13 protein-coding genes are annotated in these 13272 nt (G+C 69.2%); 9 read left to right on the top strand and 4 right to left on the bottom strand.

Features of this window, described 5'->3' with window-relative positions; genetic code table 11:
* The 3 genes from AC1DVI_RS28585 to AC1DVI_RS28595 all read left to right on the top strand — a co-directional run.
* The coding region (locus AC1DVI_RS28585; RefSeq protein WP_476960849.1) for an electron transfer flavoprotein subunit alpha/FixB family protein at positions 1–522 on the top strand (522 nt) is incomplete at its 5' end.
* Between the two features lie 54 nt (positions 523–576).
* Positions 577–1455, top strand: a complete 879-nt coding sequence (locus AC1DVI_RS28590) for a 3-hydroxybutyryl-CoA dehydrogenase (RefSeq protein WP_145627486.1) — start codon at positions 577–579, stop codon at positions 1453–1455.
* Between the two features lie 141 nt (positions 1456–1596).
* Entirely contained in the window at positions 1597–2193 is a 597-nt protein-coding gene (locus AC1DVI_RS28595) for a DUF4142 domain-containing protein (RefSeq protein ID WP_476960850.1), read from the top strand.
* A gap of 150 nt (positions 2194–2343) precedes the next feature.
* Here AC1DVI_RS28595 and AC1DVI_RS28600 read toward each other — a convergent pair whose 3' ends face one another.
* A complete protein-coding gene (locus tag AC1DVI_RS28600; protein ID WP_476960882.1) occupies positions 2344–2991 on the bottom strand; it encodes a TlpA family protein disulfide reductase in 648 nt (215 codons plus the stop codon).
* Positions 2992–3030: 39 nt separating this feature from the next.
* On the opposite strand from AC1DVI_RS28600, the gene argH reads away from it, so the two are divergent.
* The 4 genes from argH to AC1DVI_RS28620 all read left to right on the top strand — a co-directional run bounded on the left by argH (position 3031) and on the right by AC1DVI_RS28620 (position 6427).
* Entirely contained in the window at positions 3031–4473 is a 1443-nt protein-coding gene (gene argH, locus AC1DVI_RS28605) for an argininosuccinate lyase (protein ID WP_476960851.1), read from the top strand.
* Positions 4470–4655: a hypothetical protein gene (locus AC1DVI_RS28610; protein WP_014197613.1), complete on the top strand. Its 186-nt coding sequence runs from the start codon at positions 4470–4472 to the stop codon at positions 4653–4655. Before argH ends, AC1DVI_RS28610 begins: the two co-directional genes overlap by 4 nt.
* Positions 4652–5917 (top strand): diaminopimelate decarboxylase, encoded by a 1266-nt coding sequence (lysA, locus tag AC1DVI_RS28615; RefSeq protein WP_476960852.1) that lies wholly within the window; start codon positions 4652–4654, stop codon positions 5915–5917. Before AC1DVI_RS28610 ends, lysA begins: the two co-directional genes overlap by 4 nt.
* A gap of 90 nt (positions 5918–6007) precedes the next feature.
* Entirely contained in the window at positions 6008–6427 is a 420-nt protein-coding gene (locus AC1DVI_RS28620; RefSeq protein ID WP_476960853.1) for a bacteriohemerythrin, read from the top strand.
* Between the two features lie 50 nt (positions 6428–6477).
* Here the strand turns inward: AC1DVI_RS28620 and AC1DVI_RS28625 are convergent, their stop codons facing one another.
* On the bottom strand, positions 6478–6960 hold the full coding sequence (locus tag AC1DVI_RS28625) for a hypothetical protein (RefSeq protein ID WP_476960854.1): 483 nt from the start codon (positions 6958–6960) through the stop codon (positions 6478–6480).
* 298 nt (positions 6961–7258) lie between these two features.
* Between AC1DVI_RS28625 and AC1DVI_RS28630 the strand changes: the two genes are divergently transcribed.
* Both AC1DVI_RS28630 and rodA read left to right on the top strand, forming a co-directional pair.
* The gene (locus AC1DVI_RS28630; protein WP_476960855.1) at positions 7259–9862 is read left to right on the top strand and encodes a TIGR02302 family protein; all 2604 of its coding nucleotides are present in this window, start codon (positions 7259–7261) and stop codon (positions 9860–9862) included.
* A 138-nt stretch (positions 9863–10000) separates the two neighbouring features.
* The gene (gene rodA / locus AC1DVI_RS28635; RefSeq protein WP_476960856.1) at positions 10001–11173 is read left to right on the top strand and encodes a rod shape-determining protein RodA; all 1173 of its coding nucleotides are present in this window, start codon (positions 10001–10003) and stop codon (positions 11171–11173) included.
* A gap of 22 nt (positions 11174–11195) precedes the next feature.
* Here rodA and AC1DVI_RS28640 read toward each other — a convergent pair whose 3' ends face one another.
* Together AC1DVI_RS28640 and AC1DVI_RS28645 are read right to left on the bottom strand one after the other, a co-directional pair.
* On the bottom strand, positions 11196–12500 hold the full coding sequence (locus tag AC1DVI_RS28640; protein WP_476960857.1) for a hemolysin family protein: 1305 nt from the start codon (positions 12498–12500) through the stop codon (positions 11196–11198).
* Positions 12501–12526: 26 nt separating this feature from the next.
* Positions 12527–13219: an exopolysaccharide biosynthesis protein gene (locus AC1DVI_RS28645; protein WP_476960858.1), complete on the bottom strand. Its 693-nt coding sequence runs from the start codon at positions 13217–13219 to the stop codon at positions 12527–12529.
* Positions 13220–13272: the final 53 nt, after the last annotated feature.

Genomic DNA, 13272 nt, shown 5'->3' on the forward strand with positions numbered 1-13272 from the left:
GACCCGATCAAGGTCGTCACGGTGCGCACCACCGCCTTCGAGGCGGCGGCCGCCACGGGCGGCTCGGCCACGGTCGAGAGCATCGCCGGGACGGGCGACGCCGGTTCGGCCAAGTTCGTCGGCCAGGAGCTGACGAAGTCGGAGCGTCCGGAGCTGACCCAGGCCAAGATCGTCGTGTCGGGCGGCCGCGGCATGCAGTCGGGTGACAACTTCAAGCTGCTGGAGGCGCTGGCCGACAAGCTGGGGGCCGCGGTCGGCGCCAGCCGCGCCGCGGTGGACGCCGGCTTCGTGCCGAACGACTACCAGGTCGGCCAGACCGGCAAGATCGTGGCGCCCGAGCTGTACATCGCCGTCGGCATCTCCGGTGCCATCCAGCACCTTGCCGGCATGAAGGACAGCAAGGTCATCGTCGCCATCAACAAGGACGAGGAGGCGCCGATCTTCCAGGTCGCCGACTACGGCCTCGTCRCCGACCTGTTCAAGGCGGTGCCGGAGCTGACGGCCGAGCTGGGCAAGGCGTAATCGGCCGGTCCTCTTCGGAAGACCAGCGGGCCAAAGACAAGCGGGAAAGCTCATATGTCCACGATCAAGAAGATTGGCATCATCGGTGCCGGCCAGATGGGCAGCGGCATCGCCCACGTCTGCGCGCAGGCGGGGTACGAGGTCGTCATCTCCGACATCAGCCCGGAGATTCTGCAGAAGTCGGTGGCCGCCATCTCCAAGAACATGGACCGCCAGGTTCAGAAGGGGAAGCTGACGGAGGCCGACAAGACGGCGGCGATCGCCCGCATCTCCACCGGGTCCGACCTGTCCGTGTTCCATGACGCCGATCTCGTGGTCGAGGCCGCGACGGAGAACGAAGCGCTCAAGCGCGAGATCTTCAAGAAGCTGGTCCCCAACCTGAAGCCCGAGGCGCTGATCGCGACGAACACCTCGTCGATCTCGATCACCCGSCTCGCGGCCTCGACGGACCGCCCRTCCAAGTTCATGGGCATGCATTTCATGAACCCGGTGCCGGTGATGCAGCTCGTCGAGCTGATCCGCGGCATCGCGACGGACGAGGCGACCTTCAACGCGATCAGCGAGCTGACGGCGAACATCGGCAAGACCGCGGCGGTGGCCGAGGACTTTCCGGCCTTCATCGTCAACCGCATCCTGCTGCCGATGATCAACGAGGCGGTCTATACCCTCTATGAGGGCGTGGGTGGCGTCCACGCCATCGACACGGCGCTGAAGCTGGGCGCCAACCACCCGATGGGCCCGCTGGARCTGGCGGACTTCATYGGTCTGGACACCTGCCTGGCGGTCATGCAGGTCCTCTACGAGGGTCTGGCCGACAGCAAGTACCGCCCCTGCCCGCTGCTGGTGAAGTATGTCGAGGCCGGCTGGGTCGGCCGCAAGGTCGGCCGGGGCTTCTACGACTACTCCAAGAACCCGCCGGTCCCGACCCGCTGACGCGGCGGTTCCGAACGGATGATGCAACGAAGCCCGCCCTTGGGAAACTAGGGCGGGTTTTGTGCGTCTGCGGAACCGCTGCGCTCGCGCTCTGTTCGTCCCGCAGGGGCATCGTGGCGAACAGCGGAAAGGACGGGGGCGATGCGGCGCGGCTTCCTGACGGCGATGCTTGTGACCTGCCTGTCCAGCCCGGTCCTGGCGCAGGCGCCGGGCTCAGTCCCGGCCTCGCCCTCCACCCTGTCCCGGCAGGAGCGCAACTTCATCGCCGAGGCCCTGGCCGACGGCATGGCCGAGCAGGCGCTCGGCAAGCTGGCCCAGGACCGGGCGGAGACGGAGCCGGTTCGCCGCTTCGCCCGCCGCATGGCCGATGACCACGGGCTGAAGACGGACCGGCTGGCCGGCATGGCGCTGCGCCACGGCATTCCCATCCCGCGCGAATTGGGCCTGTCCGCCCGCGCCCACATGTCCAGCCTGCGCGACACGCCGGAGGAGGCCTTCGACCGCCGCTACATGGCCGCGGAGGAGGAGACCCACGCCCGGGCCATCAAGCTGTACGAGGCCCAAGCCGAGCGCGGCGGCGAGACCGGCGACTTCGCCCGTGACGCCCTGCCCATGCTGCACAGCCATTTCGAGGAGGCGCGGGGCATCATGGCCGAATTGGCGCGCGGCCCGGCCCCGCCGCAGACCCAGGCGCCGCCGGGCGACGCCCCGCCTGGAACGTCGGGATCGTCGGAGTGACATGAATTCCCTCGCCCCTCCGGGGAGAGGGTTTGGGTGAGGGGGCGCCCGCATGGACGTCCGCGCTCTGCAAAGTGACTCTGTTGTCGGCCTGCGGCCGCCCCCTCATCCTGACCTTCTCCCCGGAGGGGAGAAGGGACTTCAGGCGCATCACCCGCCCGTCTTCACCACGCCGCTGCGGCTGTCGCGGTTGGGACCGCCGCCGTGGCCCATGTGCTTGCGCAGAAAGGCGATGACTTCCGGCGAATCCCATTCCACCGCGCCTTCGATGCGGCCAAGCTCGCGCCCTTCCTGGTCAACCAGCAGGGTGGTCGGCAGGCCGCGCAGCTTCAGCGTCTGCATGGAGGCGCTCGACGGGTCGAGATAGAGGTCGAGGTTCTTCACGCCGGTCCGCTGGTAGAAGGGCTGCACCTGATCCTTGCCGCCGCGGTCCACCGACAGCGCCACCACCTGGAAGCCCGGCCCGCCCAACTGCGCCTGGAGGCGGTCGAGCGCCGGCATCTCCTTCACGCAGGGCGCGCACCATGTCGCCCAGAGGTTCAGCAGGACCAGACGGTCCTTGAACTCCGACAGGTCGACCCGGCGCCCCTCCCCGTCGAGGAAGGGCAGTTCCGGCACCGGCGTCAGCGGCTCCATGTAGCGGAACTTGTCCAGCCCCACCGCCGTCGCGCCGGTGGCGGGCTGGTCCAGCGTCAGCACGGCGGGGGGCGGCGGGGCCGCCGGTCCGGCCAGCGCCATCCACAGCCCGGCACCGCCCAGCGTCACACAAAAGATTGCGGTGGCCGCCAAAGTCCGCATACTCACGCTTCCCGTCCTCCCACCCGTATTGTGTCCGCCATGAGCGCCGAACAGCCCAAGCCGAACCATCAAGACCGCACCGCCCAGGACCGCTCGGCCCCGGCCGCCAGCCAGATGTGGGGCGGCCGCTTCGCCCGCGGTCCCGCCGCCATCATGGAGAGGATCAACGCCTCCATCGGCTTCGACAAGCGGCTGGCCGACCAGGACATCGCCGGGTCGAAGGCCCACGCCGCCATGCTGGCGCGCCAGGGCATCATAACCCAGGCCGACGCCGATGCCATCCGCGAAGGGCTGGACCGGGTCAAGGAAGAGATCGACTCCGGAGCCTTCACCTTCAAGGTGGAACTGGAGGACATCCACATGAACGTGGAGGCCCGGCTCGCCGAGCTGATCGGCGAACCCGCCAAGCGCCTGCACACCGGGCGGTCGCGCAACGATCAGGTGGCAACCGACTTCAAGCTGTGGGTGCGCGACGCGCTCGACCGCGCCGACCAGGGGCTGACGGCGCTCCAGGCCGCCCTCATCGATCTGGCGGAGAAGCACACCGACACGGTGATGCCGGGCTTCACCCACCTCCAGGCCGCCCAGCCGGTCAGCTTCGGCCACCATCTGCTGGCCTATGTGGAGATGTTCGGGCGCGACCGCGGCCGCTTGCGCGACGCCCGCGCCCGGCTGAACGAGTGCCCGCTCGGCTCCGCCGCGCTGGCCGGCACGCCCTACCCCATCGACCGCTTCATGACGGCGGAGGCCCTGGGCTTCGACCGGCCCACCGCAAACTCGCTGGACGCCGTGTCCGACCGCGACTTCGCGCTGGAGTATCTGGCCGCCGCGAGCATCTGCGGCATGCACCTCTCCCGCTTCGCGGAGGAGATCGTGCTGTGGTGCTCGGCCCAGTTCCGCTTCATCAAGCTGACGGACGCCTTCACCACCGGCTCCTCGATCATGCCGCAGAAGAAGAACCCGGACGCGGCGGAGCTGGTGCGCGCCAAGGCCGGGCGGGTCATCGGCAGCCTGAACAGCCTGCTGGTCGCCATGAAGGGCCTGCCGCTGGCCTATTCCAAGGACATGCAGGAAGACAAGGAGCCGGTCTTCGAGGCCGACGACACGCTGGCGCTGTGCATCGCCGCCATGGAGGGCATGGTGCGCGACATGCAGCCGAACGTGCCGGCGCTGCGCGAGGCGACCGACCGCGGCTTCCTCAACGCCACCGACCTCGCCGACTGGCTGGTGCGGGAGCTGGACATCCCCTTCCGCGAGGCGCACCACATCACCGGGCGCGCCGTGAAGGCGGCGGAGGACAAGCGCGTCGGGCTGACCGCCCTGACGCTGGAGGAGTTGCAGGCCATCGAGCCGCGCATCACCGAATCCGTCTTCCCGGCGCTGAGCATCGAGGCGTCGCTGGACAGCCGGCGCAGCTTCGGCGGCGCTTCCCCCGTCCGCGTGCGCGAGGCCGTCGCGGCGGCGCGGGAGCGCTTCCTGTGAGGCGCCCGCTGCTGATCCTGGCGACCGCTGCCGTCGCGCTGACGCTGGCCGGCTGCGGCAAGAAGCCGAGCTTCGTCGATCCCCCGCAGGGCAAGGAAGCCGACACGTTCCCCGGCACCTACCCGAACCCGAAGACCGACCCCAAGCCCGGTCAGCCGTCCTCCGGAGCCCGCTTCCCATGAGCGCCTTCGCCTACCGCAACGGCGTGATGCACGCCGAGTCCGTGCCGCTGTCCACCATCGCGGCGGAGGTCGGCACGCCCTTCTACTGCTACTCCACGGCGGCGCTGGAGGCGCATTACAGCGCCTATGCCGGGGCCTTCGCGGGGCAGGACGCCGACGTCTGCTACGCGGTGAAGGCCAACTCCAACCTCGCGGTCATCCGCGCCTTCGCCCGGCTTGGCGCCGGCGCCGACGTGGTGTCGGGGGGCGAGATGCGGCGCGCGCTGGCCGGCGGCATCCCGGCGGCCAAGATCATCTTCTCCGGGGTCGGCAAGACGCGCGAGGAGATGCGCGCCGCGCTGGAGGCCGGAATCCACCAGATCAACGTGGAATCCATCCCGGAGGTGGAGGCCCTGTCGGAGGTGGCGGTCAGCCTGGGCGTCACCGCGCCCATCGCCTTCCGCGTGAATCCGGACGTGGACGCCAAGACCCACGCCAAGATCGCGACGGGCAAGAAGGAGAACAAGTTCGGCGTCGATTACGACCACGCGCGGGAGGTCTACGCCCAGGCCGCCAGGCTGCCGGGCATCAAGCCGGTGGCCATCGCCGTCCACATCGGGTCGCAGCTGACCGACCTCGCCCCCTTCCGCGCCGCCTACGAGCGGGTTGCGGCGCTGCTCCACGTCCTGCGCGAGGACGGGCACGACATCACCCGCCTCGACCTCGGCGGTGGGCTGGGCATCGTCTACAAGCACGAGGCGCCGCCGGACATCGCCGACTACGCCGCCATGGTGAAGTCGATCACCGGCAACCTCGGCTGCCGCATCTCGCTGGAGCCGGGCCGCTCGCTGGTCGGCAACGCCGGCGTCCTGGTGTCGCGGGTGATCTACCTGAAGCAGGGGCTGCACCGCCGCTTCGTCATCATCGACGCGGCGATGAACGACCTGATCCGCCCCACCCTCTACGAGGCCTATCACGGCATCGTCCCAGTGACCGAGCCCGCCAGGGGCGCCGCCACCGAGCCCTACGACGTCGTCGGTCCGGTCTGCGAGAGCGGCGACACCTTCGCGCTCCAGCGCGCGCTGCCGGCGATGGCGCCGGACGAGCTGGTGGCGATCCTGTCGGCGGGGGCCTACGGCGCGGTCATGTCCTCCACCTACAACACCCGCCCGCTGATCCCGGAGGTGCTGGTGAACGGCGACCGGTTCTCCGTCATCCGGCCGCGCGTGTCAGTGGAGGAGCTGCTGGCGCTGGACCGCGTGCCGGACTGGCTGAAGGACTGAGCCGCGACGGTTGCCGGCCTGCAATAACCGCTGCACAGAATCACCCGTAAGGCGTATGATTCCCCGTTCGAGAAACGGGCGGGGAACATCATGGAGTGGGACGCGGCCTATGCCATTGGACAGAGCGCAGTGGACGGAGACCACCAGCGCCTGTTCCAGCTGTTCAACCAGTTCAGCGCAGCCATCGCCGCCGGCGAAACCCGCGAGTCCGCGAACCGCTTCCTGCGCGAGCTGGCCGATTATTCGGCCTATCATTTCCGCCGCGAGGAAGGGTTGATGCACGCGGTCGGCTACCCCGACTACACCAAGCACAAGACGATGCACGACACCTTCGCCGACTTCGTCCGCCGGCAATCCGATTCCGGCGCGCGCGATCCGGAGGAGGTCCAGTTCCTCCAGAGCTACGTCGAGATGTGGCTCTGCGGCCATATCCTGGTCATGGACAAATGGTTCGGCGAATGGCTGGACGGGCGGGGCGGGAGTTCCGGCGCGGCGGCCCCGACGGCCTGAGGGCCGGGCCGCGGAAGCCCGGCGCTCAGAACCTTCGGACCGGGCGCCGTCTATTTCTTGTAGGGATTGACCGCCCACGTCTTCAGGTAGGACACGAGTTCGGCGTCCCCGTCATAGTACAGCCACTCGGTTTCCTCCTTCGACAACGGCTTGGTCGGCGACGGCCGATAGAGCTTGTCGTAAGGTACCGAGAAAACCCCCAGATCGGGCGCCGTCTCGAGGATCTTCTTCACCCAGCCCTCGGCCCGGCCATAGAGGGCTTCGTAATCCGTGGCGACGGACAGGAAGGGGTTGTCGTTCGCGTTCTCCGACTGGCTGCCGTACGAGCTTTGCTTGAGCGCCCAGTCGTTCAACACCGAATCGCTGGGTTTGGCGAAGCCGCCGCCGACGGTGTTCCGGCGGCGCGACCTCCAGTCGGTCGCCTTGGCCTTGTCGGCGAACCGATAGACAAGGACATGGCCAGCCTTGGCGGGGTCGAGCGTGTATCGCTCCCCGGTGGCATTCGCAGTCGAGAAGGTCTTGGGGCTTGGCATGGGGCCGCTCCTGATCGGGTGCAGTTGGACGGGCGCGATGCGCCTCGCCTTCTGGAGAACGACCCACCGTCCACCGTCGTGAATTCGGACGGCCCTGAGACAAGAGGGGCGCCGCACCCTGTGCCTTCCATCGGCCCGCCATATTTTGGACCCCGCCATATTTTGGACATGGCCCGATGTTTCGGTAACGAACCGGCATGCCGGACCGCGACAGACGGCGCGGCCGAGCCTATATCCTGACGATGTTCCGGCGGCGGTTTCTCCTCCCGCCCGGTGCCTGACCTGACGGGAGAGCGGCATGAGCGACAGCAAGGACGGGTTCCGGTTCCCCCTGCGCAAGGAGGCACCCCCCGCACCCGCCCCGCGGGAGCCCCGCCTCCGCATGGGGCAGGCCCGCGCCGCCCTGCTCTGGGAACGGCTGTGGCCGGCGCTCTGGGCGCCCATCACCATCGCCGGGGCCTTCCTCGCCCTGGCCCTGCTGAACGTCTTCCTGCTGTTGCCGGGCTGGCTGCACGCCCTGGTCCTGCTGCTCTTCGTCGCCGCCATTGGCTGGACGGGGTGGCGCGGGCTGCGCGCCTTCCGCCTGCCGGATGAGGACGCCGCCCGCCGCCGGCTGGAGCGCGACAGCGGCCTGCCCCACCGCCCCCTCCACGCCCTGCGCGACACGCCCGCCGGCAATGACCCCGTCGCCGCGGAGCTGTGGCGCCTGCACCAAGAGCGGGTGCGCGCCGCCATGCGGCGGCTGCGCGTCGCCATGCCGCCGTCCGACGGCCTCGCCGCCCGGGACCGTTACGCCCTGCGCGCGCTGGTGGCGCTCGTGCTGATCGCCGCGGGCGGGGCGACCTGGGGCGACTGGAAGCCGCGGCTGGCCGCCGCGGTCACCCCGCATTTCGGTGGACCGGCCACGGCGTCGGTCGCGACGCTCGACCTGTGGGTGACGCCGCCGGAATACACCGGCCTGCCGCCGGTCTTCCTGAAATCGGCCAACCCCGCCCACACGCCGAGCCTCGCCGACCCCGTACCGGTCCCCAAGGGCAGCCTCGTGCTGGCCCGCGTCAGCGGCGGCGGCGGCACCCCGTCGCTGGAAGCCGGCAGCAAGACCACCGCTTTCGAAGCGGTGGACTCGTCCACCTTCCAGATCCAGCAGCCCATCGAGGACGGCGCCCGCATCGCCGTGACCCAAGGGGCCAACCTGCTGGGCGGCTGGAACGTGCGGATCATCCCAGACAACCCGCCGACCATCGCCTACGCCAGCCCCCCGGCCAAGGGGGAGCGCGGCGCGCTGCGGCTGGACTACACCGCGCAGGACGACTACGGGCTGGCCGAGGCCAAGGCCGTCGTGCGGCTGGCCCTGCCGGAGGGCGAGGCCCCGGCGCTCGACCGCAGCCCGCTGGAGCTGCCTCTGGCCCTGCCCGGCGTCCGCCCGCGCGAGGCGCGCAACGCCGGCTTCCACGACCTGACCGCCCATCCCTGGGCCGGGCTGAACGTCACCATCCGCCTGACCGCCCTCGACGGCGCCGGCCAGACCGGCAGCACGGAGGACGTGGCGATGGTCCTGCCGGAGCGCGTCTTCAACCACCCGGTCGCCCGCGCCATCGTGGAAGAGCGCAAGAAGCTGACCCTGCGACCCCAGCAGCTCCGCATCGAGGTGGCGCGCGCGCTGGCCGATATCTCGTCCAGACCCAGCCAGTTCGGCGGCGATCTGGTGGCCTTCCTGGCGATGCGCACCGCGGTGAATCGCCTGCTGCTCGACGAGGAAGCGGCCTCCGTCCCCGCCGTCCAGCAGCTTCTGTGGGAAACCGCGCTGCGCATCGAGGACGGCGGGCTGTCGCTCGCCGAGCGCGACCTGCGCGACGCCGAGAGCCGTCTCGCCGAGGCGCTGGAACGCGGCGCCGACGACCAGGAGCTGAAGAAGCTGATGGACGAGCTTCAAGCGGCGCTCGACAAGTTCCTCGACGCCATGGAGCAGCAGATGCGCGAGGCGCTGGAGCGCGGCGAGCAAATTCCCATGGTTCCGCCGGAAATGGCCGACCAGATGATGGACCGCCAGGACCTTCAGCGCATGATGGAGCAGATGCGGCAGATGGCCGAGACCGGCGCCCGCGACGCCGCGCGGCAGATGCTGTCCCAGCTCCAGCAGATGATGGAGAACATGCGCAACGGCGCCATGGCCCAGATGCAGCAGCAGGGCCAGAACGAGGCGGCGCAGATGATGCGCGAGCTTCAGGAGCTGACGCAGCGGCAGCAGCAGCTGCTCGACCAGACCTTCCGCCAGTCGCAGGAGCAGATGGGCCGGCAGGACGGGCAGCAGGGCCAGCAGCAGGGACCGCGCAACCGCCAGGGTCGGCCTCAGCAGGGGCAGCAAGGGCAGCAGGGTCAATCCGGCAGCCCGCTGATGCAGCAACAGGCCGAACAGCAGGAGGCGCTGCGCCGCCAGCTCGGCGAGCTGATGCGCCGCATGGGCGAGCAGCAGGGCGGCGAGATCCCGCGCCCGCTCGGCCGTGCCGAACGGGCGATGCGCGACGCGGGCCAGGCGCTCCAGCAGGGGCAGCCCGGCTCCGCCGTTCCGCCGCAGACCCAGGCGATGGACGAGCTTCAGCAGGGCATGCAGGCAATGGCCGAGCAGATGATGCAGCAGATGATGGGCCAGCAGGGTCCGGCGATGAGCGGGCAGCAGCCCGGACAGGCGCAGCAGCGCCAGGGCCAGGGCCGCAACCGCGACCCGCTGGGCCGCCGCCCCTCCGGCTTCGGCAACTACAACAACGAGGACGTGAAGATCCCCGAGGAAGCCGAACTCCAGCGCGCCCGCGAAATCCTCGACGAGCTGCGCCGCCGCTCCGGCCAGTACGGCCGGCCGCAGATGGAGCGCGAGTACATCGACCGCCTGCTGAAGCAGTTCTGACCGGCTTCTGAAGCAGTTTTAAGGCGGCGGGACCGGGCGGCTTTACCGGAGGGCGGCGCTGGTGCAGTATCCGCCGCGCAAGGCGCCGCCGCTTGCCCTTCCGGCACGGACGCCCCCGGACACAACGAACGTTTCCTCATGGTCGCGGTCCTTTCGAACCACGGGTCGGGCGGGCTTGCCCCGCAGCGCCCGGAACTGACGCTCGGCAGCAAGTTCCGCATGATCAACTGGGGGCTGGTGCTCCTGGTCTGCATCATCACGTCGGTCGGGGTGGCCCTTCTCTACTCGGCCGCCGGCGGCAACTGGAAACCCTGGGCGCAACCGCAGCTCGTCCGCGCCGTCCCCGGCCTCGTCTTGATGCTGATCATCGCGCTGGTCGACGTGCGGCATCTCATGAAGTCGGCCTACGCCATCTTCCTGATCGTGCTCTGCCTGCTGGTGGCGGTGGAGTTGATGGGCCGCATCGGCATGGGCGCCCAGCGCTGGATCGACCTGGGATTCTTCCAGCTCCAACCGTCGGAGCTGATGAAGCCGGCGCTGACCCTGGCGCTGGCCCGCTACTTCCACGGCATCTCGCTGGACCAGATCGGCCGCCCGCTGCTGCTGATCCCGCCCTTGCTGCTGGTCTTCATCCCGGTGGCCCTGGTGCTGATGCAGCCGAATTTGGGCACTTCGCTCCTGCTGATCATGGGCAGCGGCGCCGTCTTCTTCGCCGCGGGTGTGCGGATCTGGAAGTTCCTGTTGGTCATCGGCGGGGGGCTGGCGGTGATTCCCGTCGCCTGGGAATTCCTGCACGATTACCAGAAGCAGCGCGTCTACACCTTCCTCGACCCGGAAACCGACCCGCTCGGCGCCGGCTACAACATCCTCCAGTCGAAGATCGCCCTGGGGTCGGGCGGGCTGTTCGGCAAGGGCTTCATGTCCGGCTCGCAGAGCCAATTGATGTTCCTGCCGGAGAAGCACACCGACTTCATCTTCGTGGTGCTGGCGGAGGAGTTCGGGATGGTCGGCGCGCTGATCCTGCTGGCGCTGTACCTGATGCTGTTCATCTACGGCGTGGTCATCGCGCTGAGCTGCCGCAGCCAGTTCGCCCGGCTGGTGGCGGTCGGCATGACCGCGCAGTTCTTCCTCTACGTGATGGTCAACGTGTCGATGGTGACCGGCCTGATCCCGGTGGTGGGCATCCCGCTGCCGCTGGTGTCCTACGGCGGGTCGGCGATGATGACGCTGATGATCGGCGTGGGGCTTCTGCTCAGCATGTCGGTCCACCGCGAGGTCCGTATCCCGAAGAGCGGCGTCACCGAGTTGTGATACCGCTCTTCGGAGCGCTTTCTCAGCCCTCCGAAATCTCGCCGTTCTCCTGGATCAGCACCTTGTCGATGCGCCGGCCGTCCATGTCGACGACCTCGAAGCGCAGGCCGTTCCAGTGGAAATGCTCCGCGGCGGTGGGCACATGGCCCAGCCGGTCCAGCATGAAGCCGGCGATGGTGTGATAGTCGCCCTCGCCCTTCAAGCCCTTCACGCCGACCAGCGACTCCACCTCCTCCACCGGGGTCATGCCGTCCACCAGCCACGAGCCGTCGTCGCGCTGGACCGCGAATCCGTCGCCTTCCTGCCCCTGTTCGGGCATCTCGCCGGCGATGGCCTCCATGATGTCGGTGACGGTGGCGATGCCCTCGACGCTGCCATACTCGTCCACCACCACGGCCATGTGGATGCTGGCCTGCTTGAACAGCTCCAGCAGCCGCAGGACGGGGGTGCCGTCATGGACGATCAGCGGCTCCACCATGGCCTCGCGCAGGTCGAAGCTGCGTCCCTGGAGCGCCTGGTTGAGCAGCGCCTTGCTGGACACGATGCCCTGCACCTCGTCCACGTCGCCGCGGCAGACCAGGAAGCGGGAATAGCCGCTGGCCTGGATCTCCTTGGCGATGGCGTCGGGCGGGTCGTCGAGGTCGATCCACACGAGGTCCGGGCGCGGCGTCATGATCGACCGCGCGGTGCGGTCGGACAGCCGGAACACGCCCTCGATCATCTGCCGCTCGGCGGGCTCGAAGACGCCGCTCTGGGTGCCCTCCTTGATGAGGCTCTTGACCTCCTCCTCGGTGACGGTCTGCTCGCGCGCGGTGGGCAGGCGCAGCAGCTTCATCAAGCCCTCGGTCGAGACGCCGAGCAGCCAGACCAGCGGCATGGCGACGCGCGACAGGACGCTCATCGGGCCGGCCACGCCGGCGGCGATGCGCTCCGCGTTCACCAGCGCCATGCGCTTGGGCACCAGTTCGCCGACGATCAGCGACAGGTAGGTGATCGCGGCGACGACCAGCGCGAAGCCGACCTGCTGCCCGTAGGGGGCGATCCAGGCGACGTTGGCGTCGAGGACCGTGCCCAGCCGGTCGGCCAGGGTCGCACCGCCGTAGGCACCGGCGATGATGCCGATCAGCGTGATGCCGACCTGCACGGTGGAGAGGAAATTGCCGGGGTCCTCCGACAGTTTCAGCGCGGCGCGGGCGCCCTTGCTGCGTGTTTCCTCGGCCATCTGCTGAAGCCGCGCGCGTCGCGACGACACCAGCGCCATTTCCGACATCGCGAAAAAGGCGTTCAGCAGGATCAGCAATATGATGACCAGTACTTCCCAAATCATGGCGTCGAGCCCGCGGGCGCTCCCTTTTATGAAGACAGTTTGTCGAAGATCAGAATGCCGGCCTGCCCGAAACCGAACAGGATGGCGGCGACGATGACGATGGCGATCAGCCCGGCGATCAGGCCGGCGATGACGAAGGCCCCATCCTTCTCGATCAGCCCCAGCGCGATCAGCGCAATGGCCAGCGCCGGCGGCTGGTTGCCGAAGACGATGGGGAGGGCCAGGATTCCGGCCAGGATCATCACGGCCACGCCGAGCAGCCGTTCTGCCGTGGGGGCGGTCATCGCCGGCAGACGCGGGCGCAGATGCCGCTCCAGCCGGTCGACGTGCGGCTTCGCCTTCGCGATCACGCGCAGGAAGGCGTCCCGGTCGAGCGTGAGGGCGGCCAGCCGGCGCGGCAGCCAGGGGCGGTCGCGCCCGGCGGCGATCTGGGCGCCGATCAGCAGCATCGGCAGGCCCGTCGCCGTGGACAGGCCCGGCACCGGCAGGATGTTCGGAATGGACAGGATCAGAAGCAGGGCGCCGAAGGCGCGGTCGCCCAGAATGCCCACGAGGTCGCCCAGCGCGATCCGCGCGCCATGGTCGTGGTTCAGGAAATCGTCCAGCACCGCCGAAGCGGGGTTCACCGGCGGGAAGCCGGTGGGCGCGGCGTCGCCGCGGTCAACGTCCTCAGGAGCCTGACGGTCCGGGGACGTGTCGGGAGGTCGGCCGTCGCTCACGGCGCTCCCCACGGAGGCCGCCCGAAACGGCGGAAGGGTAAACCCATGGACCT

The sequence above is a fragment of the Azospirillum sp. P4_B5 genome (assembly GCF_056402275.1).

Excerpts from the sequence above, each read along its gene's own strand:
- AC1DVI_RS28595 (WP_476960850.1), top strand. The coding sequence starts at position 1,597 with ATGCGGCGCGGCTTCCTGACGGCGATGCTTGTGACCTGCCTGTCCAGC.
- AC1DVI_RS28600 (WP_476960882.1), bottom strand. The coding sequence starts at position 2,991 with ATGCGGACTTTGGCGGCCACCGCAATCTTTTGTGTGACGCTGGGCGGT.
- argH (WP_476960851.1), top strand. The coding sequence starts at position 3,031 with ATGAGCGCCGAACAGCCCAAGCCGAACCATCAAGACCGCACCGCCCAG.
- lysA (WP_476960852.1), top strand. The coding sequence starts at position 4,652 with ATGAGCGCCTTCGCCTACCGCAACGGCGTGATGCACGCCGAGTCCGTG.
- AC1DVI_RS28620 (WP_476960853.1), top strand. The coding sequence starts at position 6,008 with ATGGAGTGGGACGCGGCCTATGCCATTGGACAGAGCGCAGTGGACGGA.
- AC1DVI_RS28625 (WP_476960854.1), bottom strand. The coding sequence starts at position 6,960 with ATGCCAAGCCCCAAGACCTTCTCGACTGCGAATGCCACCGGGGAGCGA.
- AC1DVI_RS28630 (WP_476960855.1), top strand. The coding sequence starts at position 7,259 with ATGAGCGACAGCAAGGACGGGTTCCGGTTCCCCCTGCGCAAGGAGGCA.
- rodA (WP_476960856.1), top strand. The coding sequence starts at position 10,001 with ATGGTCGCGGTCCTTTCGAACCACGGGTCGGGCGGGCTTGCCCCGCAG.
- AC1DVI_RS28640 (WP_476960857.1), bottom strand. The coding sequence starts at position 12,500 with ATGATTTGGGAAGTACTGGTCATCATATTGCTGATCCTGCTGAACGCC.